Origin of the sequence: Streptomyces capillispiralis (assembly GCF_007829875.1) — a bacterium.
Taxonomy (GTDB): Bacteria; Actinomycetota; Actinomycetes; order Streptomycetales; family Streptomycetaceae; genus Streptomyces; species Streptomyces capillispiralis.
Genome location: NZ_VIWV01000001.1, coordinates 2,680,451 through 2,702,633 on the forward strand (window position 1 = coordinate 2,680,451; position 22,183 = coordinate 2,702,633).

General features: G+C 73.7%; 21 protein-coding genes. 13 read left to right on the forward strand and 8 right to left on the reverse strand.

All coding sequences use genetic code 11. From position 1 onward, the window contains the following. Positions 1–130: 130 nt before the first annotated feature. Entirely contained in the window at positions 131–874 is a 744-nt protein-coding gene (locus FHX78_RS10935) for an SDR family oxidoreductase (protein ID WP_145867251.1), read from the forward strand. Between the two features lie 106 nt (positions 875–980). Here the strand turns inward: FHX78_RS10935 and FHX78_RS10940 are convergent, their stop codons facing one another. After that, positions 981–1,877 carry a LysR family transcriptional regulator gene (locus FHX78_RS10940; protein WP_145867252.1) on the reverse strand — a complete coding sequence of 299 codons (897 nt, stop codon included), beginning with the start codon at positions 1,875–1,877 and terminating at the stop codon, positions 981–983. 178 nt (positions 1,878–2,055) lie between these two features. Here FHX78_RS10940 and FHX78_RS10945 point away from each other — a divergent pair, with 178 nt between their 5' ends. Next, positions 2,056–2,922 carry a class I SAM-dependent methyltransferase gene (locus FHX78_RS10945; protein ID WP_145867253.1) on the forward strand — a complete coding sequence of 289 codons (867 nt, stop codon included), beginning with the start codon at positions 2,056–2,058 and terminating at the stop codon, positions 2,920–2,922. Here the strand turns inward: FHX78_RS10945 and FHX78_RS10950 are convergent. After that, positions 2,903–3,289 (reverse strand): MerR family transcriptional regulator, encoded by a 387-nt coding sequence (locus FHX78_RS10950; protein WP_145871853.1) that lies wholly within the window; start codon positions 3,287–3,289, stop codon positions 2,903–2,905. The two genes, FHX78_RS10945 and FHX78_RS10950, sit on opposite strands and share 20 nt — an antisense overlap. Before the next feature lie 270 nt (positions 3,290–3,559). Between FHX78_RS10950 and FHX78_RS10955 the strand changes: the two genes are divergently transcribed. Continuing rightward, complete coding sequence (locus tag FHX78_RS10955) at positions 3,560–5,068, forward strand: SulP family inorganic anion transporter (RefSeq protein WP_145867254.1); 1,509 nt, start codon at positions 3,560–3,562, stop codon at positions 5,066–5,068. A gap of 95 nt (positions 5,069–5,163) precedes the next feature. Here the strand turns inward: FHX78_RS10955 and FHX78_RS10960 are convergent, their stop codons facing one another. Continuing rightward, a complete protein-coding gene (locus FHX78_RS10960) occupies positions 5,164–5,586 on the reverse strand; it encodes a hypothetical protein (protein ID WP_145867255.1) in 423 nt (140 codons plus the stop codon). Between the two features lie 204 nt (positions 5,587–5,790). Between FHX78_RS10960 and FHX78_RS10965 the strand changes: the two genes are divergently transcribed. From FHX78_RS10965 to FHX78_RS10975, 3 genes are read left to right on the forward strand one after another with little or no spacing between them, the layout of a single operon-like run. Next, positions 5,791–6,627 carry a CPBP family intramembrane glutamic endopeptidase gene (locus tag FHX78_RS10965; protein WP_145867256.1) on the forward strand — a complete coding sequence of 279 codons (837 nt, stop codon included), beginning with the start codon at positions 5,791–5,793 and terminating at the stop codon, positions 6,625–6,627. Then, positions 6,624–7,784 carry a sensor histidine kinase gene (locus FHX78_RS10970; protein ID WP_145867257.1) on the forward strand — a complete coding sequence of 387 codons (1,161 nt, stop codon included), beginning with the start codon at positions 6,624–6,626 and terminating at the stop codon, positions 7,782–7,784. The genes FHX78_RS10965 and FHX78_RS10970 overlap by 4 nt, the downstream gene beginning before the upstream one ends. After that, a complete protein-coding gene (locus FHX78_RS10975) occupies positions 7,781–8,440 on the forward strand; it encodes a response regulator (protein ID WP_145867258.1) in 660 nt (219 codons plus the stop codon). The genes FHX78_RS10970 and FHX78_RS10975 overlap by 4 nt, the downstream gene beginning before the upstream one ends. Positions 8,441–8,445: 5 nt before the next feature. On the opposite strand, the gene FHX78_RS10980 is transcribed toward FHX78_RS10975, so the two are convergent. Then, entirely contained in the window at positions 8,446–9,870 is a 1,425-nt protein-coding gene (locus FHX78_RS10980; RefSeq protein ID WP_145867259.1) for an MFS transporter, read from the reverse strand. A gap of 256 nt (positions 9,871–10,126) precedes the next feature. Between FHX78_RS10980 and FHX78_RS10985 the strand changes: the two genes are divergently transcribed. Beyond that, positions 10,127–11,056, forward strand: a complete 930-nt coding sequence (locus tag FHX78_RS10985; RefSeq protein ID WP_145867260.1) for a helix-turn-helix transcriptional regulator — start codon at positions 10,127–10,129, stop codon at positions 11,054–11,056. A 126-nt stretch (positions 11,057–11,182) separates the two neighbouring features. Here the strand turns inward: FHX78_RS10985 and FHX78_RS10990 are convergent, their stop codons facing one another. Further along, positions 11,183–12,085: a hypothetical protein gene (locus FHX78_RS10990; RefSeq protein WP_189908530.1), complete on the reverse strand. Its 903-nt coding sequence runs from the start codon at positions 12,083–12,085 to the stop codon at positions 11,183–11,185. Next, positions 12,075–12,590, reverse strand: coding sequence for a SigE family RNA polymerase sigma factor (locus tag FHX78_RS10995; RefSeq protein ID WP_189908529.1), 516 nt, complete (start codon positions 12,588–12,590; stop codon positions 12,075–12,077). The genes FHX78_RS10990 and FHX78_RS10995 overlap by 11 nt, the downstream gene beginning before the upstream one ends. Before the next feature lie 105 nt (positions 12,591–12,695). On the opposite strand from FHX78_RS10995, the gene FHX78_RS11000 reads away from it, so the two are divergent. The 3 genes from FHX78_RS11000 (at position 12,696) to FHX78_RS11010 (ending at position 17,640) form a co-directional block, all read left to right on the forward strand. After that, positions 12,696–13,892, forward strand: a complete 1,197-nt coding sequence (locus FHX78_RS11000; protein ID WP_145867262.1) for a sigma factor-like helix-turn-helix DNA-binding protein — start codon at positions 12,696–12,698, stop codon at positions 13,890–13,892. Between the two features lie 140 nt (positions 13,893–14,032). Further along, a complete protein-coding gene (locus tag FHX78_RS11005) occupies positions 14,033–15,670 on the forward strand; it encodes a transglycosylase domain-containing protein (RefSeq protein ID WP_229923853.1) in 1,638 nt (545 codons plus the stop codon). 200 nt (positions 15,671–15,870) lie between these two features. Further along, positions 15,871–17,640, forward strand: coding sequence for a beta-ketoacyl-[acyl-carrier-protein] synthase family protein (locus FHX78_RS11010; RefSeq protein WP_145867263.1), 1,770 nt, complete (start codon positions 15,871–15,873; stop codon positions 17,638–17,640). A gap of 121 nt (positions 17,641–17,761) precedes the next feature. On the opposite strand, the gene ku is transcribed toward FHX78_RS11010, so the two are convergent. Next, positions 17,762–18,805, reverse strand: a complete 1,044-nt coding sequence (gene ku, locus FHX78_RS11015) for a non-homologous end joining protein Ku (protein WP_444545362.1) — start codon at positions 18,803–18,805, stop codon at positions 17,762–17,764. Positions 18,806–18,878: 73 nt separating this feature from the next. Between ku and ligD the strand changes: the two genes are divergently transcribed. After that, the gene (ligD, locus tag FHX78_RS11020) at positions 18,879–19,760 is read left to right on the forward strand and encodes a non-homologous end-joining DNA ligase (RefSeq protein ID WP_145867265.1); all 882 of its coding nucleotides are present in this window, start codon (positions 18,879–18,881) and stop codon (positions 19,758–19,760) included. Between the two features lie 17 nt (positions 19,761–19,777). Here ligD and FHX78_RS11025 read toward each other — a convergent pair whose 3' ends face one another. Next, positions 19,778–20,581, reverse strand: a complete 804-nt coding sequence (locus tag FHX78_RS11025; protein WP_145867266.1) for a nuclease-related domain-containing protein — start codon at positions 20,579–20,581, stop codon at positions 19,778–19,780. Between the two features lie 100 nt (positions 20,582–20,681). Here FHX78_RS11025 and FHX78_RS11030 point away from each other — a divergent pair, with 100 nt between their 5' ends. After that, on the forward strand, positions 20,682–21,188 hold the full coding sequence (locus FHX78_RS11030) for a protein-tyrosine phosphatase family protein (protein ID WP_145867267.1): 507 nt from the start codon (positions 20,682–20,684) through the stop codon (positions 21,186–21,188). Between the two features lie 139 nt (positions 21,189–21,327). After that, positions 21,328–22,158, forward strand: a complete 831-nt coding sequence (locus FHX78_RS11035; RefSeq protein WP_145867268.1) for an SH3 domain-containing protein — start codon at positions 21,328–21,330, stop codon at positions 22,156–22,158. The last annotated feature ends 25 nt before the right edge of the window (positions 22,159–22,183 follow it).

Here is a 22,183-nt window from a genome sequence, read left to right on the forward strand (position 1 = left end):
CGGCATTTCTGGTTTCGGGTTTCGGGTTTCGGATTGTGGGTTGTGGGTTGTGGGTTGTCGGTTGCATTTCTGCGGGATTGCGGCCGGGGCTTTCGGGGATTTTGGCTAACGGGACGAGGGGATTTGGGGAATGGGTCAGTTCAGCGGCAAGAATGTGGTGATCACGGGTGGTGGCAGCGGTATGGGGTTCGCCCTGGCGGAGCTGTTGGTGGGCGGTGGGGCCCGTGTGGTGATCACCGGGCGTTCCCGGGCGACGCTCGACGCGGCGCGGGAGCGGCTGGGCGGGAACGTGGTGGCCGTGCGGGGTGATGTGGCCTCGCTGTCCGACCTGGATGCCCTGGCGGACCGCGTGAAGGACGACCTCGGCTCGGTCGAGGGCCTGTTCGTCAACGCCGGCATCGCGCCCCTCACGCCCTTCGAGTCGACGACCGAGGAGATGTACGACGAGCTGTTCGCGATCAACGTCAAGGGCGCCTTCTTCACCGTGCAGAAGCTCGCCCCGCTGCTGAGCACGGGCGCCGGCGTCGTCCTCACCACCTCGATCGCGAACGTCATCGGCATGCGCGAGACCAGTGTCTACGCGGCGGGCAAAGCGGCCCTGCGCTCGATGGCCCGCAGCCTCTCCCGTGAGCTGCTTCCGCGCGGCATCCGCGTCAACGCGGTGAGCCCCGGTCCCATCGACACGGGGATTCTGGAGAGCACGATGACGCGGGAGGCCGCCGAGGAGTTCAAGGCGCAGCGGGTCGCGGACAACCCCATGCGGCGCTTCGGTACCCCCGAGGAGGTCGCCCGGGCGGCGGCGTTCCTCGCCTTCGACGCCACGTACACCACCGGCGCCGAGTTCGCCGTGGACGGGGGTGCCACCCAGCTCTGACATCCGCTCCGGCATCTGCTCTGCGAGCCGGTGCACTTCTTCCGGGTCGGTGAGCGGTGGGCCGAGGAGCCGCCGCCGGCGGCCGGCCGTCGCGCGTTCGCGGTGGTCAGGAGGCCGGTGCGTAGGAGGCGGGCTCGGACCAGGTCTCCTGGCGCAGGAGGTCGAGCAGGGTCCGCTCCGCCGGGCCCGCGCTGGGTCGGAGCACGGCGATGACGGGCTGGGTCAGGGCCGGGAACACGGGGCGTACGAGGTGTTCGTGGCCGTGGGGCACCGCTGAGGCGGGGACGAGGGTCGCTCCCAGTCCGTGGGCGGCCCAGCGGACGGCCGTCGCCGTCTGGGACACGCGGGCGGCCGTGGTCGGGGCCACGTCGTTGTCCCGCAGGACGTTCAGCAGGACGCCGTCGAGCGCGCTGTCGCGGTCGAACCGCACCCAGGGCTCCCCGGCCATTTTCCGCAGGTCGACGCGGTCCTCGGCCAGCTGCGGGTGACCGGAGCCCAGCACCACGACGAGTTCCTCGTCGCCGAGGTGGTGGGCGTCGGCGGGGCTGCGTTCGCACGCCGCCATCAGGGCGAGGTTCAGCACGCCCCGGCGGCACAGCCGGTCCAGCTCGGCGGAGCTCGGCTCCTCGAAGACGGTGACCTCCAGCCGTGGGTAGCGGCGGCGCAGTGCGCCCAGTGCGCGGGGCAGCTGTCGTGTGCCGAAGCCCATCTGCACCGCGACGACCACCTCGCCCACCAGGTCGTCGGCACCGGCCCGCGCCGTCGCCCTGGCCCGTCGTGACGCGTTCACCGCGACCTCCGCCTCGCGCAGGAACGCGCGGCCGACCGTGGTGGGTACCAGTCCGGTCGGGGTGCGGGCGAAGAGTTCCACGCCGAGTTCCCGCTCCAGGCTGCGGATCTGCTGGGACACCGACGGCTGGGCGACGTGCAGCAGTTCCGCCGCCGCCGTCACCGAGCCCTCGGCGGCGACGGCCAGGGCGTACTCGAACTGGCGCAGGCTCATCGGCTCCCGTCCCTCTCCGGGGCGCACCCCGTGGTCGTCGTGGTCGTCGTGATCGTCGTGGGTAACCCGGTGCCGCCGGCGGGGATTCCCGGGGCTCGTCGATCAGGACGTTCCGGTCCGGGTGGGGGCGGGGAGTGTCCCCCTGTCCCTGAGCGCGGGCGGGCGGCACGATGGCGGTATGACGGAATCCACCGGCAGTGACGCGCGGGACGTGGTCAACCCGGAGCAGGCCGCGGCCTGGAACGGGTACGAGGGCCAGCACTGGGCCGAGCACCAGGACCGGTACGACGCCCTCAACGACGGGGCCAACGCCCCGCTTCTGGATGCGGCGGCCCTGACGCCGGGTGACCGTGTCGTGGACATCGGGTGCGGGAACGGCCGGGTCACGCGGCTCGCCGCCGGGCGTGCGGCGTACGCGCTGGGTGTCGACCTGTCGGCGCCCATGCTGGAGCGGGCCCGGGCCAGTGCCGTCGCCGAGGGTCTGGAGAACGTGGAGTTCGTGCGGGCCGACGCGCAGGTGTACGGCTTCGAGGAGGCCCCGTTCGACGTGGCCGTCAGCCGGTTCGGCGTCATGTTCTTCGCCGATCCGGTCGCGGGGTTCGCCACCATCGGGCGCGCGTTGCGGCCCGGTGGGCGGCTGGCCTTCGTCTGCCCGCGGAGCTTCGACCGCATGGACCAGTCGACGGTCTTCGCGGCGATCGGGAAGCACGTACGGCTGCCGGACCTGACGCGGGCGACCGGGCCGGGTCCGCAGGCCTTCGCGGAGCCCGGTCACGCCCGGCGGGTGCTGGCCGGTGCCGGGTTCGAGGACGTGGCCGTCGAGGGTGTCGAGGCGGACCAGTACTGGGGTGTGGACGCCGACGACGCGGCCGGGTTCCTGTTCGGCTTCGGGCCGCTGCGGCACTGGTTGCGGGAGGCGGAGGCCGACGCGGCTACGGAGGAGCGGGCCCGGCGGGCGGCGGTGGAGGCCTTCCGCGCCTTCCAGGAGGACGACGGGGTGCGGCTCACCGGGCGTTACTGGCTGGTCACCGCCGGGCGGCCGTGAGGCGCCGGCCCAGCGTTTCCGCGAACTCCTCCGCCCGGGACAGCTGGGTGCGCAGGTCGGCCATGCGCTGCCGGGTGACCTGTTCGAAGCCGCGGATCCGGGCCAGCAGTTCCTCGCGCTCCGCGGGCGGCAGTTCCTCGTCGGCGTCGAGGCGGTCGGTGGCCTCCAGCAGGGTGCGCATCTCGTCGAGGGTGAAGCCGAGCGGCTTCATGCGGCGGATGACCATCAGGCGGGCGACGTCGGCCTCGGTGTAGAGGCGGAAGCCGCCCTGGGAGCGGGCGGAGGGGAGGACCAGGCCGGTCTCCTCGTAGTGCCGGATCGTGCGCAGCGACAGCTCGGTCCGTGCGGCGACCTCGCCGATCTGCATGTGCTGCTCGCTGCTCACTCGGGGCCTTCCTCACCTTCGCTGGGGCCGCCGCGTGGAGGGCGACGGCGATCTCTACCCTAACGTTAGGGTAGAGTCGTGGTGCTGTCGGGGCCGACGACGCCCCCGCACGGCTTCCCGCGCCGTGAGCCTCCATCATCCCCCGGCAATCGCCCGGTTCCGCACGAGTCACCGCGCTGCCGCCCACCGGCTTCACGGCCGGCCGCCCCGGCCGGTGACGCCTTCCTCCGAGTACGACAGGTTCCCTCCGTCTTGTCCTCCTCCGCACTGTCCCCGACCGCGTGGCTGCGCGGTTCCCGACGTCCGTCCTGGCTGTCCGACCCGAAGGTGCTGCGCACCGAGGTGCTGGCCGGCCTCGTGGTCGCCCTCGCGCTGATCCCGGAGGCGATCTCCTTCTCGATCATCGCCGGGGTCGACCCGGCGGTCGGTCTGTTCGCCTCGTTCACCATGGCCGTGACCATCGCGGTCGTCGGCGGCCGGCCGGCCATGATCTCGGCGGCCACCGGTGCCGTCGCCCTGGTCATCGCCCCGCTCAACCGTGAGCACGGCTTCGGCTACCTGGTCGCGGCCGTCCTGCTGGCCGGTGTCTTCCAGATCGTCCTCGGGGTGCTCGGGGTGGCGAAGCTGATGCGGTTCGTGCCGCGCAGCGTGATGGTCGGCTTCGTCAACTCCCTCGCCGTCCTGATCTTCATGGCGCAGGTGCCCGAGATGACCGACGTGCCGTGGGCGGTCTATCCGCTGATCGCCGCCGGTCTGGCGCTGATGGTGTTCTTCCCGAAGGTGACCACGGTGGTGCCGGCGCCGCTGGTGTCGATCGTCGTCCTCACCGTCATCACGGTCGCGGCCGGGATCGCCGTGCCGACCGTGGGCGACAAGGGCGCCCTGCCGTCGTCGCTGCCGGTGCCGGGCCTGCCGGACGTGCCGTTCACCCTGGACACGCTGACGACGGTCGCCCCGTACGCGCTCGCCATGGCGCTGGTGGGTCTGATGGAGTCGCTGATGACGGCCAAACTGGTCGACGACATCACCGACACCCGTTCCTCCAAGACCCGCGAGTCCGTCGGGCAGGGCGTCGCCAACATCGTCACCGGGTTCTTCGGCGGCATGGGCGGCTGCGCGATGATCGGGCAGACGATGATCAACGTACGGGTCTCCGGTGCCCGCACCCGGCTGTCGACCTTCCTGGCGGGCGCGTTCCTGATGGTGCTGTGCATCGTCTTCGGGCCGGTCGTCTCCGACATCCCCATGGGTGCGCTGGTCGCCGTGATGATCATGGTGTCGGCGGCCACGTTCGACTGGCACTCCATCGCCCCGAAGACGCTGAAGCGGATGCCGGCCGGGGAGATCACCGTCATGGTGGTCACCGTCGTGTGTGTGGTCGCCACCCACAACCTCGCCATCGGTGTCGTGGTCGGCTCCCTGACCGCCATGGTCGTCTTCGCCAAGCGCGTCGCCCACCTCGCCGAGGTGACCGCCGTCACCGACCCCGACCGCACCACCGTCGTCTACCGGGTCACCGGCGAGCTGTTCTTCGCCTCCTCCAACGACCTGGTCGGCCAGTTCGACTACGCGGGCGATCCCGACAAGGTCGTCATCGACCTGTCCGCCGCGCACATCTGGGACGCGTCCTCCGTCGCCGCGCTGGACGCCATCGAGACGAAGTACGCCCAGCGCGGCAAGACCGTCGAGATCGTCGGCCTGAACGAGCCGAGCGCCCGCATCCACAAGACGCTCAGCGGCGAACTCACCGGCGGGCACTGACCGGCGGGCCCGCGGCCGGGCGAATGACCGACCGGCGGGCCCGCGGCCGGGCGGGGGCGGGAGGCGTCGTGCCGTCCCGCGCCCGCCCGGTCGTGCTAGTCCGCCGTGACTCCCCAGTAGCCGATCTCCACGGGCAGGCCGTCGCGGTAGAGCACCGTGCAGTTGCCCTGGGCGCGGCCCGGGAACGCCAACTGCCCCGTGTCCAGGGCGTGGTCCCACTCGGCGTGGGTGGGCCGGCCGTGCGGGGCCCAGGCGCGTACCTCGGCGTCGGTCAACGGCCGCAGGTACGGGGCACGGTCGGGCTCCGTGGCCTCGATCATCTCGGGGAAGTCGAGGACCGTACCGGTGCCTCCGGTGAAGACGTACTCGCACCACCGCGGGTCGTGCCACAGTTCCGCGATGCCGCGCCCCGCGAAGCCGTGGTCGTCCCGCGCCAGTTCCTCGTCCTGGGCCTGCCGGAACGCGGCCGCCGGATCCTGCCGGTAGGGGCCCGTGTGACTCCACTCGTCGCCGCCCATGCTGTTGCCCTTTCCTCGACTCTTCCCGGCCGGATGATGGCAGGGGGGACCGACAACAGGGCCGGCCCGGGGGCCGGGAGCCGTTCGTCCCCCGTGCGAGCTACGGGCAGGTGTCCCCTGTGAGGTGACGATCCCCGCGCCGCGGATCCGTAGCGTTCGAAGCGGCCGCGGCACGTCGGCCGCGGATCCGGCGAAGGAGTCCTCATGAGGGTGGTCTGGCAGCTTCTGGCCGTGGTGGCGGTCGCCGCCATCGGTGGCCAGGGCGTGGTCGCGGTGCGGGACGACCCGTGGCTGACGCTCGTCGTCGGCCTGACGGCGGCCGTGCTGTCGGTGCTCGTCTACGGGTGGGTGGTGCGGCGCACCGAGCACCGCACGGTGACCGAGGTGGCCCGGGAGGGCGCCCTGGCCGGGCTCGGCCGGGGAACGCTGATCGGCGTCGCCCTGTTCGCGGCCGTCGTCGTGAACATCGCGTTCCTCGGGCACTACGAGGTCGACGGACCGGGCTCGGTGACGGGGGCACTGGGGCTGATCGGCTTCATGGCGGCCGCCGCCGCGACGGAGGAAGTGATGTACCGGGGCGTGCTGTTCCGGATCGTCGAGGGACGTCTGGGCACCTGGATCGCGATGGTGCTGACCGGTCTGCTGTTCGGCCTGTCGCACCTGCTGAACGAGCACGCCACCCTGTGGGGTGCCCTCGCCATCGCGATCGAGGCGGGCGGCATGCTCACCGCCGCGTACGTCGCCACCCGCACCCTGTGGATGCCGATCGGCCTGCACTTCGGCTGGAACTTCGCCGCGTCCGGCATCTTCAGCACCGAGGTCTCGGGCAACGACACCGCGCAGGGCCTGCTGGACTCCTCGATGTCGGGCCCGCTGCTCATCAGCGGCGGTGCGTTCGGCCCGGAGGCCAGCCTGTACTCCGTGCTGTTCTGTGTCCTGGCGACGGCCGTGTTCCTGTGGCTGGCCCGCCGGCGGGACCGGTTGGTGCCCCGCCGTCGCCGCGCCGGCCGCGTCGGGACCACCGCTACACTCGCCCGGTGATCAGTCTTCGGCGGGCCGGGGACCTGTGGCACCGGTGCGACGTCACGGTCCGGGATCTCCCGCTCGGGCTGCTGTTCCTCGTCGCGTCGTTCCTGCCGGGGCTGCGCGGCAACGGGACGGTGATCGGTGACCTGCCGACCCGCGCCCTCGACGGGCCGGCCGTCGTGGCGGTCGCCCTCCAGTGCCTTCCGCTCGCCGTGCGCCGGCGGTGGCCGGCCGTTTGTCTCGCCGCGGTGACGGCCGGCTTCGCCGTCGACCAACTGCGCGGCTACCACACGTTCGCGGGCACCGCGCTGCCCGTCGCCCTGCTGAGCGCGGGCGCCCATCTGGAGCGGTACCGGCGCACCACCGCCGTCCTCTTCTCCGTGGCGTACGTGCCCCTGGCGGTCGCGCTGTACCGGCTCGGTTCGGGCGGCGAGACGCCCGAGGAGTTCGTGACGTTCTTCCTGGCGCTGGGCCTCACGTGGGGCATCGGGGTGTGGCTGCGCTCGACGCGGATCGAGGAGGCCGAACGCCGCCTCCGGGTCGCGGAGGAGACCCGTGCCGCCGAACGCACCCGCATCGCCCGCGAGTTGCACGACGTGGTGACCCACCATGTGACGGCGATGGTGGTGCAGGCCGAGGCGGCACGCTATCTGACCGCCGCGCCCGACCGGCTGGAGCAGTCCCTCGACGCGGTGACCGACACCGGCCGGCGGGCCCTCACCGACCTGCGCCACCTCCTGGACCTGCTGAACCCCGACCACGGTGGCGGGGCCAGGACGCCGCACGTCGGGAGGCTGATCACGCTGGTGGAGCAGACCCGCCGGGCGGGGCAGCCGGTGGAGTTCACGGAGCGGGGCACACCGGCGACGTCGACCGGCAGCGCCGATCTCGTGGCCTACCGGGTGGTGCAGGAGGCCCTGACGAACGCTCTGAAGTACGCCCACGGCAGCCGCACTTCGGTGCGCGTGGAACACGGGGACAGGGACATCACGGTGGAGGTCGGCACGGACGGCTCCGGATCACCCACGCCGGGTTCCACCGGAGGGAGCGGACGGGGCCTCGCCGGTCTCCGCCGGCGCGTCGAGGTCCTCGGCGGCGACTTCAGCGCCGGGCCGCACGCGGGCGGCGGCTTCGTCGTACAGGCCCGCATACCGGCCGGGGGCCGGTCGTGACGGCGCCGGTCCGGGTCCTGGTCTGCGACGACCAGATGCTGGTCCGCACCGGGCTGGTGACCATCATCGGCGCCCAGCCGGACCTGGAGGTGGCGGGCGAGTGCGGCGACGGGCGGACGGCCGTCGACCTCGCCGACCGCCTGCGCCCGGACGTCGTGGTGATGGACGTCCGCATGCCGGTGCTCGACGGCATCGAGGCCACGCGGCTGCTGGCCGGCGCCGGGGTGCCGCACCCCGTCAAGGTGCTCGTGGTCACGACGTTCAACCTCGACGAGTACGTCTACGAGGCGTTGCGCGCGGGGGCCAGCGGGTTCCTGCTGAAGGACGCGCCGCCGGACCGGCTGCTGCACGGGATCAGGACCGTGGCCACGGGCGCGGCGCTGCTGGACCCGGAGGTGACGCGCCGGCTGGTGGGGAGGTACGCCGCCCGGATCCGGCCCGCCGAGGGCGGCACGGCGGACATTCCGCTGACGCCCCGTGAGCTGGAGGTGCTGCGTCTCATCGCGGACGGCCTGTCCAACAGCGAGATCGCCGCGGCCCTGGTGATCAGCCAGGAGACGGTCAAGACGTTCGTGTCGCGCATCCTCGCCAAGCTCCAGCTCCGCGACCGGGTCCAGGCGGTCGTCTACGCCTACCGGCGGGGCCTGGTGACCTGACGCGTTCACCGGGTGCCCGGCCGGGTGTCGCGCAGGAACAGGGCGCTGGTGAGGGTGCCGAGGAGCACCAGGGCGGTGTTCACCGCGATCGCCGCCTTCAGTCCGCCGAGGACGGCCGCGGTGCCGGTGCCGGTCATGGCGGCGGTGGCGACGGCGCTCATGACCGGCGTGCCCATGGTGATGCCGATCTGCTGGGTCATGGTGGCGAGGCCGGTGGCCAGGCCCTGTTCGTGGTCGGCGAGTCCGGAGGTGGCGGTGACCATGAAGCCCACGATGACGAGCATGTTGCCGACACCGCCGGCGAAGGTGGCGACCAGCAGCAGCCCCATCCACGAGCGGTCGTCGCCGAGGCCGAGCAGGGCCGCGGTGAACAGGGCCTGGAGGAGGCCGCCGGCGATCAGGGCGCGCCTGCCGCCGATCCTCGCGATGACCTTCGGTGCCGTGGAGCCGCCGACGACCGTTCCGGCGCCGAGCACGCCGAAGGACAGGCCGGCGGCGAGCGGGGAGAAGCCGAGCACCTCCTGGAGGTAGAGGGTCAGCAGGAAGACCAGCGAGGTCTCGGTGAGGAACGCGATGAGGCCGGCGACGTTGCCCCAGGCCACCGACGGCTTGCGGAGCACGCCGACCGGCACCAGCGGCGCGGCCACCCGGCGTTCGACGGCGAGGAAGACGAGCAGCAGGACCACGCCCGCCGCCAGCGGCACCAGGGCGTCCGCCGAGCCCCAGCCCCGTTCGCCGGCCCGGGTCAGTCCGAGGACGACGGCGAGCAGGCCGAGGGTGACGCTGACGGCGCCGGGCACGTCCAGGCCGGCGCGCCCGTCGGGCCGGGACTCCTTGATGACCGTCGGGGCGACGATCAGTACGGCGAGGACGACGGGCACGTTGACGAAGAACGCCCAGCGCCACGACAGCAGGTCGGTCAGCAGGCCGCCGAGGACGGCACCGGTGGTGAAACCGGCGGACATCAGGGCCCCGTTGAGGCCGAGCGCCTTCTCGCGCAGCGGCCCCTCGGGGAAGGATGTCGTCAGCAGCGACAGTCCGGCGGGGGTCACGGCGGCGGTGGCCAGGCCCTGGAGGACACGGGCCGCGATCAGCACCTCCGGGTTCCGCGCGAGGCCGCCCAGGAGGGAGGCGGCGCCCAGGACGGCCAGGCCGCCGAGGAACAGCCGGCGGCGGCCGAACAGGTCCGCGATCCGGCCGAAGAGCAGGGTGAAGCCCGCCGCGCACAGCGCGAACGAGGTGGCGATCCACTGGAGGTGCCCCAGTGAGAAGCCGAGGCCCTCGCCGATCACCGGGAGCGCCACGTTCAGGATGGAGAAGTCCACGGCCAGCATGAACTGGGCGGCGAGCAGCAGTCCCAGGACGAGCCGCAGGCGCGGGGTGAGCGCGGCGGGTGCGGTGGCGGCCGCTTCCGTATCGGTGACGGACATGGCGTCGGGTCCCTTTCCCTCATGGCGGTGCGCGCGGTGCGCGCGTGACCGGGTCACGCGCGATCACCTGACGCGCGGTGACGGAAGGAAAGGCTCGTCGGCGGCCGGGTGGTCAGCCAGAACCCTGCCCCGCACCGTCAGCGCGAGGGTGGTCGTCACAGGACCACCCTCGTCTCCCCCGGCCGCCGGGACGGGCGTGCATCATGGGGAGGGCGGCGGCCGCCGGCCGACCGTCCCGCCGATCCTGGAGGCATGGATGGACGCCCCGTCCGAGCTGGGGGACTTCCTCAAGTCCCGCCGGGCCGCCCTGCGCCCGCAGGACGTCGGCATCGCGCCGCACCCGACCCGGCGCCGCGTGACCGGGCTGCGCCGTGAGGAACTGGCGACGCTCGCCGGCGTCAGCATCACCCACTACACCCGGCTGGAACAGGGCCGGGCCACCGGCGCCTCCGACAGCGTGCTGGAGGCGATCGCGCGCACCCTGCGCCTGACCGACGACGAGACGGCCCACCTGAAGGCCCTCGCCCGCCCGGCCGCCGCGTCGTCCCGCCCCGCTCCCGCGCCGGTGGAGCACGCCAGTGCCTCGACCCGGCGGCTGCTGGCCGCCATGACCGACGTACCGGCGCTTGTCCTGGACCGGCGCGGCGACGTCCTGGCGTGGAACCACCTGGGGCACGCGCTGCTCGCGGGGCACCTGCCGCCCGAGAGCCCCGACACACCCGCCGCCCGCCCCAATCTGACCCGGATGCTCTTCCTGGACGAGCGGTACCGGGACCTGTACCCGGACTGGGACGAGGAGGCCCACCTGGCGGTGGCCTCCCTGCGGCTGGTGGCCGGCCGCCGCCCCGACGACCGCTCGCTGGCGGAGCTCGTCGGGCAGCTGACCATGAACAGCACGGAGTTCGCCGCCCGTTGGGCCCGGCACCCGGTGCGCACCTGCACCTCCGGGGTGAAGCGCCTGCGGCATCCGCTGGTCGGCGCGCTGGACCTCGGCTTCGAGAACCTGATCCTGCCCGGCACCTCCGACCGGCGCCTGATCGCCTACACGGCCGAGCCGGGTTCGCCGTCGGAGACGGCCCTGCGGCTGCTCGGCAGCGCGACGGCCGCGACGGCACCGACGGTGCCTACGGTGCCTACGGCGATGGCGACGGCAGCGGCGGAGGGCACGGCGACGGTACGGCGCTGACCGCCGGTCCGCGGAGGACGGTGGGGGCCGGGGCAGCGGTGTCCTAGCCCGTGCCCGCCGCGGTCGCCGGGGTTCCGGCCCTGTCCGCGGCCCCGGTCCGGGTCCGGGGCGAGGTGGCTGGTGATCTCACGGCGGTCCCGTCATCCGTCGGGGTGGCGTCGAGCGGTCGGCGGTGCCGGCATCCGTCGGGGTGGCGGTCGAACGGTCGGCGGTGCCGGTATCCGTCGGGGTGGCGGTCGAGCGGTCGGTGGTCCCGGCGTACTCGGAGGCGGTCCCGGCGTGCCCGGGGGCGGTCCCGGCGTGCCCGGGGGTGGTCCCGGCGTGCCCGGGGGTGGGCGCGGTGTATCGCGGGGTGGCGGTGGTCTCCGCCGCGCCCGGGGCGGGGGTCGAGGTGATCTCGATGCGGTCGCCGACCCGGGCCCGGCGGTAGAACCACTCCGCGTCCCTGACGCTCATCCCCGCCCAGCCCGCCTTCGCGGGGAACGCGGCGAGCGCCTTGACGTCGAAGGCCAGGGCGCCCACGTAGACCGGTTCCCGGTCGGGGGTGCGCAGTTCGACCAGGTACGGGACCTTGACGTCGGCGCCGCTCGCTTCGGCTCCCTCCAGCGGCAGCGATTCGAGTGGGGCCTTGGCGACGACCGTCATCCGGCTGCCGTCCGGGAACCGGGCGAAGGAGTGCGAGTCGACGCGCATGACGCGGTCGCCGACCGTGAGGGTGTGGCGGCCGAGGTCCAGCACGCCGGCCGGGGCGGGGGCCGGTGATGTGGGGGTCGGCGTCGGGGTCGGGGTCGGGGTGGCCGACGCGGCGCCCGGGATCTGGTGGTGCCCGGCCGGGTCCCCGGTGTGCAGCGTGAAGGCGACCGCGGTCAGGGCGCAGGCCGCGGTGGCCGCCGTGCCGAGCACGGCGGTGACCCTGCGGCGGCGGGAGCGGCGGCGCGCCCGGTCGCGGATCCCCGCGGCGTCCACGCGCGGCGGGGTCTCGTGCCGTGCCGCCATCTCGCGCAGGGCAGCGGCGAGTTCATCCGACACGGCCGCCCTCCCTCCAGGCCGGCTGCTCGGCCTCGTCCACCGCCAGGTGCCTGGCCAGTGCCGCCCGTCCGCGGGACAGTCTGGCCTTGACCGTCCCCACGGGTGCGCCGGTCTCGGAGGCTACCTGTTCGACGCTGAGGTCGCACAGATGGTGCAGGACGATCGCCATGCGCTGTGCCTCGGGCAGTTGGCGCAGCGCGGTGACCAGTGCGGTGCGTTCCGGTCCGGGGCCGGGGGTCGACTCCGGTGGCGGGGTGTGCCGTACCAGTTCCAGCCAGCGTCTGGCGCGTCGCCAGCGGCTCACCGCGAGGCGCATGGCGACGGTGCGGATCCATGCCTCGGGTGCCTCGTCGGCCAGCAGTTTCCGACGCCGGTCCCAGGCCCGTACGAACGCCTCCTGGACCACGTCCTGGGCCTCGCCGAGGTCCCCGGTGAAGGCGTACAACTGCCCGGTCAGACGGGGGAAAGCGGCCGCGTAGAAAGCGTCGAACTCGTCCTCGGTCATGCCCTCCACCGGAGTCTCGGATTTTCCCCTGCAACCCGGCCGTCACCGCCATGCGTACAGGTTTCGCAGGTCGCGCACATCGAAGCACATCCCTGGAGGAAGACGATGAACACGGGTGCCGGGATCCATCGACCCGTCGTGCGGGTGGGCGCGCAGCGCAGAGGCCCGGGGGCCACGGAGGTGACGTACGCGCCGCTGCGTGCGGGGCGTCCGCCCCAAGTGGGGCCCGTGGAGGGGGACTTCGCCGCGTACGCGCGTGACCGGTGGCCGCGGCTGGTGGCCACCGCCCGGCTGCTCACCGATGACGCGGGCGCCGCCGAGGAGTTGGCGCGCCGCACGCTGGTGCGGGTCTGTGCGCGGTGGCGGCGCATCCCGCGCAACGACGTCGACTTCCATGTACGGCGCTGTCTGGTGCGCGGGTATCTGCGGGGGCACCGCGCGGGCGGCCGGCGGCGGGTGGTGCCGGTGCTGCGGTACTGGGAGGGGCTGGGAGAGGCGGAGATCGCGCAGGTGCTGGGGTGTTCGGTGGGGGCGGTGCGCGCGGTGGTGCGGCGCGGGAGGAAGGAGGCCGGGCCCGAGGACCGGAGGGCGTCGTACGCCGCGGTGCTCGCCGGTCTGGTGCCGCCGGCCGTTCCGCTCGACGACATCCAGCGGGACGGGGCGCTGCGGCGCAGGCGGCGGGCGGGAGTCGTCGCCGCCGGCTGTGCCCTGCTGCTCGGCCCGCCGGCCGTCCTCGCCGCCGGTCCCCTCACGGGCGGTGGGGCCACGGGCGCGTCGGAGGTGCCCGACCGCCCGGAGCCCGGGCCGATGCGCATCGTCGCCCCCGGTGAGCGGGTGTCCGCCGCCGCGGGGGTGGAGATCTGGCTGACGCCGGACGGCCGGCACTGGTCCACCCCGCAGGCGCCGAACCGGTTCCACGCCGTGGACGACGGGAACCTGGACCGCACGAGGGCGGGCGTCTCCGTCCAGGGCGAACGGCTGGACGACGGCACGTACTTCCAGACCGGGGTGTACCACGGTCTGGACGGCGACCCGGCGCGCGTCGAGGTCCGCGTCGGCGGCAGGACCGTCACGGCCAACGTGCTGACGCTGGCGGGCAGTCCGGGGTGGGGCGTGTGGTACACGACGACCCCCCTGGCGGACTGGCCCGCGGACCGTGCGCAGGCCGCCGCGGAAGCGGCCTTCCGCGCCGGGCGGGGTCCGGCCGTCACGGTGTACGACGCGACCGGTGCCGTCCTGGCGCGGGTGGACTCCGGGCCGTCGGTCGCGCGGCCGGTTCCCGTCGGGGCGTGGGGCCCGTGAGGCTGCCCCCGGCCATCGGCCGGTTCCTGCCGAGGCGCCCGGCCGTCGGTCGCGCGGCCGGTTCCCGTCGGGGCGTGGGGCCCGTGAGGCTGCCCCGGGCCGCCGGCCGGTTCCTGGCGAGGCGGCCGGACCGTCCCCGCGTGCCCCTGCGCATCCGCCTGCGCCGCAGCCGGGGGCGCTGGCTGCGGCGGCTGCTCGTCGCCTTCCTCACGCTGCTCGCCGTCGTCTGCGGCGCGGCCGTCGTCGCCTACAAGCTGACCGGCATCCCCGCACCGCACCCCGAGACGGTCGTGCAGAGCACGGTCTTCGTGGACGCCGGGGGCTCCTATCTGGGCCGGCGCGGTCCGGTCGACCGGCAGGAGGTGCCCCTGTCCCAGGTCCCCCGGCATGTCCAGGACGCGGTGATCGCCGCGGAGAACCGGTCCTTCCGCACGGACACCGGGGTGTCGCCGCGCGCCATCGGCCGCGCGGTGTGGGCCACGGTGTCCGGCGGCGCCCCGCAGGGCGGTTCCACCATCACGCAGCAGTACGTGAAGAACGCGCTGCTCAGTCCGGAACGGTCGCTGGCGCGCAAGGCGCGCGAGGCGCTGATCGCCGTCAAGCTCGACCGGACGCGGGCCAAGGACGAGATCCTGGAGGGCTATCTCAACACGGTGTACTTCGGCCGGGGCGCGGCCGGCGTCCAGGCGGCCGCGCGGAACTACTTCGACGTGGCGCCGGGGAACCTCACCGTCTCCCAGGGCGCGGCGCTGGCCTCGATCGTCAACATCCCCTCGTACTACGAGAAGGCGGGCTCCGACCCCAAGGTGACCGCGCGGCTGCGGGACCGGTGGGAGTGGGTGCTGGACGCGATGGAGGCCGGCGGCGACATCACGGGCGCGCAGCGCCGGGCGGCCCGTTTCCCGGCGTTCCGGTTCTATCCGCCGGGTGAGACGGAGGGGCAGCGGCAGTACCTGATCGACGTGGCGGCGCGGGAGGCGGCCGACCGGCTCGGGATCACCGAGGACCAGCTGGCGCGCGGGGGGTACACGGTGCACACCACCTTCGACCTGGCGTTGCAGGACGCGACCGCCGAGTCGGTGAAGAACCGTGCGAAGGGTTCCGGTGACGACGGGGTCCGGGTGCACACGGCGGTGGTGGGGATCGAGCCCGGCGACGGGGCGGTACGGGTGCTGTACGGCGGGGCGGACTACGCCCGGCAGCCGTTCAACGACGCGGTGAGCGGGGCGGTGGAGGCCGGGTCGGTGCTCGAACCGTTCGACGGGGTGCGGCTCGGCGGTACGCTGCGCGGGCTGCCCGGGTCGGTGGCGCCCACGCCCCTGCGGCTGGCCTCGGCGTACGCGGCGGTCGCGGCGGACGGCGTGTACGCGGCTCCCCACACGGTGGCCCGGATCACACGCGAGGGGCGCACGGTCCACACGGCGCGGCCGGAGACCGGGCGGGTGCTGGACGAGAAGGGCGCGTACGAGGTGACGGCCCATGCGCTGGAGCGCTTCGGGGGGCCGCCGGGGCCGGGCGCTCCCGTCGCAGCCCTGGCCGGCGCGAGCGGGGGGAACGGCGCGTTCCTGACGGCCGGGGCCGGTGGGGGCATCACCCGGCGCACCGTGTGGTCGGTCGGGTACGACTCCCGACTCGCCCTGGCGGTCGCCCTGTTCGCCGACCGGCCCGGCACGAAGAAGGGCACCACCGTGCCCGCGCAGCTGCCTGACGACCCGTCCCCGACGGAGTACGCGGAACAGCTGGCGGTGCGGACGTGGGAGTCGGCGAGGAAGCCGTGACGTTTTCCACAGGCCGCGTACGGCCGGGTAACCGGCGTGTGGGCGGGGGGCGTTGGAGGGTGTGTCTCCCGTCACCCACCTGGTAGAACGTGGCAAAACGGGCATGTTCCCGCTTCAACCATGGCCGGTTCGCACTTCGTACAGAACACTCGTAACGGCCCCAGTACGACAGTTCGGATCAAAGAGAGCATGCACGCGCCATGACCCACTCCCCCGGAACGCCTGAAGTACCCATACGCCCCTACACCGTTACCGCCGCCGAGGTGGTCCCCGGCGATCTGCTCGCCCTGTCGCGCGAGGACGCGGCGCAGCACCGCTGGCACGTGGTGACCCATACGCTCCCCGAGTCCCCGGAGGTGATCCGGGTCACGCTGCGGCCTCCGCTGGGCGGGGTCGACCACGAGGAGGCGCTCCGCCGCGACCAGCGGGTGACGGTCGCCGGGCGGCGGATGGACATCGCCGCCGTCCCCCGGGCGAGTTCACCGGCGCTGGACGGGGTGGAGTTCCGGGACGGGGACCGGCTGCACCGCCTGCGCGCCGTCGACCCGGCGGCGGAGGAAGTGACGTACGTACGCCGCTGGGGTTCCTGGCAGCTGGACTCCGGCGAGCCGGGCGAGGGCGTGAGCGACGCCGAGGTGCGCCGGTGGGCGGCCGGGGCCGACCGGGAGGGCGACCTCGTGGCGCACGAGCCGCGTCCCGTGCGGGCGGCGGAGGCGGCCGGGGCGCGCCGGGTCGTCGTCACCGGCCTCGGCGCCATCACCCCGCTGGGCGTCGGTACCGGCGAGTTGTGGCGGGGGCTGCTCGAAGGACGGCACGGGATACGGGAGTTGACGGACGAGGAGTTCGACGGGCTGCCCGTGCGGATCGCCGGGACGGTGCCGGTGGACCCGGCCGGGCTGCTGCCCCGCCAGGCGGCGCGGCGGATGAACCGGGCGGCGCAGTTCGCGGTGCTGGCGGCCCGGGAGGCGTGGGCCGACGCCGGGTACGCCGAGGGCGGCACCCGCGAGAGCGGGCTCGACCCGGAGCGGGTCGGGGTGAGCCTCGGCGCCATCCTGGGGGACGCGTCGGTGCTCGTCGGCGGGGACCGCAGGCTGCGGGAGAGGGGGCCGCGCGGTGTCTCGCCGCTCACCACGCCCATGACGGTGCCCTCGCAGGCCGCCTCCCAGGTCTCCCTCGACCTGCACATCACCGGTGAGGCGCGCACCGTGACCAGCGCGTGCGCCTCCGGCACCGAGGCGATCGGGCAGGCCGTCGACCGCATCCGGTACGGGCGGGTCGACGTCGCCCTCGCGGGCGGTGCCGAGGCGGTCGTCACCCCGGCGATCATGGCGTCGTTCGCCGCGATGCGGGCGCTGGCCGAGGGGGACCCGTCCGGGGGCTCGCCGTCGCACCCCTTCGCCAAGGACCGCGACGGGTTCGTCAACGGGGAGGGCGCGGGGGTGCTCGTCCTGGAGTCCGAGGAGCACGCACGGGCCCGTGGGGCGCGCGTCTACTGCGAGGCCGCCGGGTGGGGGCTGTCCGCCGACGCCCACCACGTCGCGGCGCCCGATCCGTCCGGCGACGGCATCGCGCTGGCGCTGCGGCGGGCCGTGCGGGACGCGGGCGGGCAGCTCGGGGACGTCGTCCACGTCAACGCGCACGCCACCGCCACGGTCGACGGCGACCTCGCCGAGGCACGGGCCCTGCGGGGCGTGCTCGGGCGGCGCGACGTACCGGTCACCGCCCTCAAGGGGCACCTGGGGCACCTCCAGGGTGCCGCGGGCGGGGTCGAGGCCGTTGCCGCGGTGCTCACGCTGCACCACGAGGTGGTGCCCGCGACGGTCGGCTGCGCGGAGGTCGACGACGCGATCGACCTGGACGTCGTCCGCGGCGCACCGCGCGCCCTGCCGTCCGCCGGGGACCTCGTGCTGAGCAACTCCTTCGGCTTCGGCGGCCACAACGCGGTGCTGGCGCTGCGCCGGGTGGGCTAGGCGCGATCCCCTGAGCCCCGATCCCCGCTGAGGGCCGCGGCCCCTCCCCCTGAGGGCCGCAGCCCCTCCCCCGTGAGGGGCCGCGGCCCCTCCCCCGTGAGGGGCCGCGGTCCCGGCGGTGTCAGGCGGAGCGCTTGCGGGCGCTCGTCTTCTTCGCCGGGGCCTTCTTCGCGGGCGTCTTCTTCGCGGTCGACTTCTTCGTGTCCTGCCCCGTCCTGGCGCCCTGGCTCGTCTTCGCGGTGGACTTCCGCGCGGAGGGCGCGGTCTTCTTGGCCGCCGTCTTCTTCGCCGTCGACGTCGTCTTCTTGCCGCCGGTCTCCTTGGGGGCCGAGCGGGAGGTGGCGCGCTGCGGCAGCCGCTTGACGTCGGCCGCCTCCCCGGGCTGCTCGCCGCGGGACTCCCGGGCCGCGCGGACGCTGTTCTCCAGGGCGGCCATCAGGTCCAGGACCTTGCCGCCGCGTTCCGGCGCGGGGGCCTCCGGCGGGGCCTCGCCGGCCGCCTTGGCGGCGATGACCTCCTCCACGGCCTCGCGGTACTCGTCGTGCAGGTCCTCCAGGTCGACCTCGCCGAGGGTGTCCATCAGGGCGTCCGCGAGATCGAGCTCCTTGTCCCGGACGGTGACGCCGGTGTCGGGCGCGACGCCCTCCGGGGCGCGGACCTCGTCCGGCCAGAGCAGGCCGTGCATGGCGATCGCGTCCCCGACCACCCGGAGCATGCCGAGCCGCTCCCGGCCGCGCAGCGCGAACTTCGCGATGGCCACCTTGTTGCTCCGCTTGAGCGCCTCGCGCAGCAGCGTGTACGGCTTGGCGGCCGGCGCCCCGCCCGCCGCCAGGTAGTACGCCGCGTCCATCTGGAGCGGGTCGATCCGGTCGCCGGGGACGAAGGCGACGATCTCGATCGTCCGGGCGGTGGGGATCGGCAGCCGGGACAGGTCCTCGTCGGTGATCGGGATGATCGTGCCGTCCGCGTCCTCGTACCCCTTGCCGATCTCCTGTCCGGTGACCTCGCGGTCCTCCAGCTCGCAGAACTTGCGGTAGCGGATCCGGCCGCCGTCCTCCGTGTGGATCTGGCGGAACGAGATCGAGTGGCTCTCGGTGGCGTTCACCAGCTTGATCGGGATGCTGACCAGGCCGAACGAGATCGCGCCGTTCCAAATGGATCTCACGTGCAGCACCTTTCCGGTCGTCTGCCGATCACTGTCGGGGTGTTCGTCCCGCTTTGCGTGGGATTCTCATCGTATGGCGCCTATCACTGAGGTGGAGGGGCGACGGCTCGCGCTCAGCAATCTGGAGAAGGTGCTGTATCCCGCCACCGGGTTCACCAAGGCGGAGGTCCTGCACTACTACGCGACCGTCGCCGATGTGCTGCTGCCCCATCTGCGGGAGCGGCCGGTGTCCTTCCTGCGGTACCCCGACGGGCCGGACGGCCAGGTGTTCTTCACCAAGAACGTGCCGCCGGGCACGCCCGACTGGGTCACCACGTCCGAGGTGCCGAGGACCGAGGGACCGGCCCGGATGGTGCTGGTGCAGGATCTGCCGAGCCTGATGTGGGCGGCGAACCTCGTCACCGAGTTCCACACCCACCAGTGGCTCGTCGGGACGCCGGGGCAGGCCGACCGGATCGTGTTCGACCTGGACCCCGGGGCGCCGGCGACGATCGTGGAGTGCTGCGAGGTGGCGCTGTGGCTGCGGGACCGGCTGGCGGCGGACGGGATCGAGGCGTACGCCAAGACGTCCGGGTCGAAGGGGCTGCACCTGCTCGCGGCGGTGCGGGGCGCTTCCTCCGATCGGGTGTCGGAGTACGCCAAGGGGCTCGCCGTCGAGGCGGAGAAGGCCATGCCGGCGCTGGTGCTGCACCGGATGACCCGGAGCCTGCGGCCGGGGAAGGTCTTCGTCGACTGGAGCCAGAACGCGGCCCGCAAGACCACGGCCACCCCGTACACGCTGCGGGCCCGCGCCGAGCCGCTGGTGTCGGCGCCGGTGACCTGGGACGAGGTCGAGGAGTGCCGGGCCCCGGACCGTCTGGCCCTGCTGGCGCCGGACATCGCCCCGCGGGTGCGGGACTACGGCGATCTGCTGGCCCCGCTGCTGGATCCGGGGCGCGCCGGGCCGCTGCCGTGAGCGCCCCGCTCAGCCGGTCACAGCCGTGACCAGGTGTTCCGGTCGCGGGCCAGCGCGTGCAGGGCCTCCACGTCGGCCGGTTTGAACACCCCGCCGGGACGGGTCAGGCTCCCGAGGTCCCGGTCGGTCAGGACGCGCACCTCCCGGGGCGGGGCGGGGAGCGTCACCTCCGAGGCGCCGGCCAGGACGAGCACCGGGCGGACCTCGGCCGTCAGGGCGTGGGTTGCGCGGTCGGCGTCGGCCCGCACGCGGCGCAGCAGCGGGCGCGGCGCGTGCCGGCCGAGTCCGACCTGCGGGTCGGCGACCGTCACCCGCTGCTTGTGGGCGTACAGGGTGTGGACGGCGTACAGGCCGCCGGGGCCGATCAGCAGGTGGTGGATGCGGTCGCCGCCGGGGAGCGGGACCGAGTGCAGGGCGTGCCAGCCCGCGCCGTCCATGCGGTCCAGGGCCTCGCCCACCGTCCGCTCCGCGGTGAGCGCCCTGCGGCGGGGGTCGGGGCGCAGCCGGCGGGCCGTGCCGGGGTCACGGTCGAGGGCGATCAGCAGTGCCTCGCCGGGGCGGTTCGGCGCGAGGTCGTCGTCGGGGTGCAGGGACAGCCGGGCCAGCTCGGCGGGGGTGGGGACCGGGGGCGGGCCGACCGAGACGGGGCCGGTGAGGAAGGGGCCGAGGGCCCGGAGCACCTCCGCCTCGTGGTCCCCGCCCAGCAGGTTCACCCGGGCCGTCTCACGGTCGTACCAGGCGAGGTTCCTGCCGTCCGGGAGGCAGACGTACAGCCGTTCCCGGCCGTGCCGCCAGGTCGGTATGACGCGCAGTCCGTCCATGCACCATCACCCCACGTCCATGGGAACAGGCGGGGTGCTCCAGGGGCAAGAAGCCGGTTACCTTGGAGAGGAGTTGGGCGGTGAGGGTGGGGAGGCGCCGTTGCGTACCCGCGGGAAACAACCCGACGTACCGGCTCCGGACAGTCCGTGGAACGAGATCGTGCCCGGTCTGTGGATGGGCGGGCACGAGTTCCGGGGCCTGTCCGGGCAGCTGGAGTCCGTGGTGGTGGACGGGCGGTTCGATCTTGTGCAGACGCTGCTGCGGCTGCCCGGGCACGGGCCGGACCCCGGGGTCGAGCACCATGTGTGGCCGATACCCGACGGGCCGCTCGACGGGACGCAGCTCGCGGGCGTGATCCGGCTGGCCGAGGCGGCGTGCGAGGCGCTGGAGGGCGGCCGTACGGTGCTCGTGCGCTGTTACCACGGGTACAACCGCTCGGGTCTGGTGGTCGCGCACGCGCTGATGCGCCGGGGCGACACCTCGGAGGCGGCGATCCGGCTGATCCGCGCCCGCCGCTCGTCCTGGGCCCTGCACAACACGCTCTTCGTCGACTACCTGCGCGCGGGGCTCACCACGGCACGGCTGCTGGAGGAGCTGGCGGAGTAGCCGGGGGCCCGCCCCATGCCCCGGAGGGCGCAGTGCCGTCCCCGATGGCGCAGCAGGGCGGGCGGGTGCCGGGGGGCGCTCCTAGTGTGGCGGACAAGTCACCTTCGACCTGTTTTCTCCCCTCCATGGAGGTACTGCCATGTCCCCGCGTCCCCCGCTCATCCGCCGTCTGCCCATAGCGCTCGCCGCCGGTGCCCTCGTGATCACGGCCGCCACCGCCCCCGCCCTCGCCGCCGACGACCCCAACCAGGGCGACCAGGGCGGCTGGAGTCAGCAGGGGGGCAACCAGCAGGGCGGGAACCAGCAACAGGGGGGCAACCAGCAAGGCGGCAAGCAGCAGCAAGGGGGGAATCAGCAGGGCGGGAATCAGCAGCAAGGGGGGAATCAGCAAGGCGGAAACCAGCAGGGTGGTCACGGCCACGACAACGGAGGCAACAACCAGCAGGGCAACAACCAGCAGGGCGGAAATCAGCAAGGCAACAACCAGCAAGGCAACAACCAGCAGGGCGGGAATCAGCAGGGGGGCAACCAGCAAGGCGGCGGCAACCAGCAGGGCGGCAACGGCGGCCACGACAACGGCGACCCGAACCAGGGCAACAACCAGGGCGGCGGTCAGGGCAACAACCAAGGCGGCGGCCAGCAAGGAAACAACCAAGGCAACAACGGCGACCACCAGGTCACCGGTGGCAACGGCGACGAGCACCACCAGCCCACCGGCGGCAACGGTGACGACCAGGGCGAGTACAAGGGTGTCGTCACGACGCACTCGCTGGCCCTGCGCAGCGCCCCCAACCGGGGTTCGCAGATCATCCGGCACGTCCACAAGGGCGACATCGTCTCGATCTTCTGCAAGGTCCCGGGCGAGAAGGTGGACGGCAACCCCCTCTGGTACCTCCTCACGGACGGCACCTGGGCCTGGGGGCCGGCCCGTCACATCGACAACATCGGTCCCGCGCCACGCTGGTGCTGAGCGACGAAGCCCGCAAGGCGCCCGG

Bases quoted from the DNA above. Each gene is read 5' to 3' on its own strand.
- ligD (WP_145867265.1), top strand. From the start codon at position 18,879: ATGGCGCCTATCACTGAGGTGGAGGGGCGACGGCTCGCGCTCAGCAAT.
- FHX78_RS11025 (WP_145867266.1), bottom strand. From the start codon at position 20,581: ATGGACGGACTGCGCGTCATACCGACCTGGCGGCACGGCCGGGAACGG.
- FHX78_RS10940 (WP_145867252.1), bottom strand. From the start codon at position 1,877: ATGAGCCTGCGCCAGTTCGAGTACGCCCTGGCCGTCGCCGCCGAGGGC.
- FHX78_RS10995 (WP_189908529.1), bottom strand. From the start codon at position 12,590: ATGACCGAGGACGAGTTCGACGCTTTCTACGCGGCCGCTTTCCCCCGT.
- FHX78_RS10945 (WP_145867253.1), top strand. From the start codon at position 2,056: ATGACGGAATCCACCGGCAGTGACGCGCGGGACGTGGTCAACCCGGAG.
- FHX78_RS11010 (WP_145867263.1), top strand. From the start codon at position 15,871: ATGACCCACTCCCCCGGAACGCCTGAAGTACCCATACGCCCCTACACC.
- FHX78_RS10980 (WP_145867259.1), bottom strand. From the start codon at position 9,870: ATGTCCGTCACCGATACGGAAGCGGCCGCCACCGCACCCGCCGCGCTC.
- FHX78_RS10960 (WP_145867255.1), bottom strand. From the start codon at position 5,586: ATGGGCGGCGACGAGTGGAGTCACACGGGCCCCTACCGGCAGGATCCG.
- FHX78_RS10950 (WP_145871853.1), bottom strand. From the start codon at position 3,289: ATGCAGATCGGCGAGGTCGCCGCACGGACCGAGCTGTCGCTGCGCACG.
- FHX78_RS10935 (WP_145867251.1), top strand. From the start codon at position 131: ATGGGTCAGTTCAGCGGCAAGAATGTGGTGATCACGGGTGGTGGCAGC.
- FHX78_RS10965 (WP_145867256.1), top strand. From the start codon at position 5,791: ATGAGGGTGGTCTGGCAGCTTCTGGCCGTGGTGGCGGTCGCCGCCATC.
- FHX78_RS11000 (WP_145867262.1), top strand. From the start codon at position 12,696: ATGAACACGGGTGCCGGGATCCATCGACCCGTCGTGCGGGTGGGCGCG.
- FHX78_RS11035 (WP_145867268.1), top strand. From the start codon at position 21,328: ATGTCCCCGCGTCCCCCGCTCATCCGCCGTCTGCCCATAGCGCTCGCC.
- FHX78_RS10985 (WP_145867260.1), top strand. From the start codon at position 10,127: ATGGACGCCCCGTCCGAGCTGGGGGACTTCCTCAAGTCCCGCCGGGCC.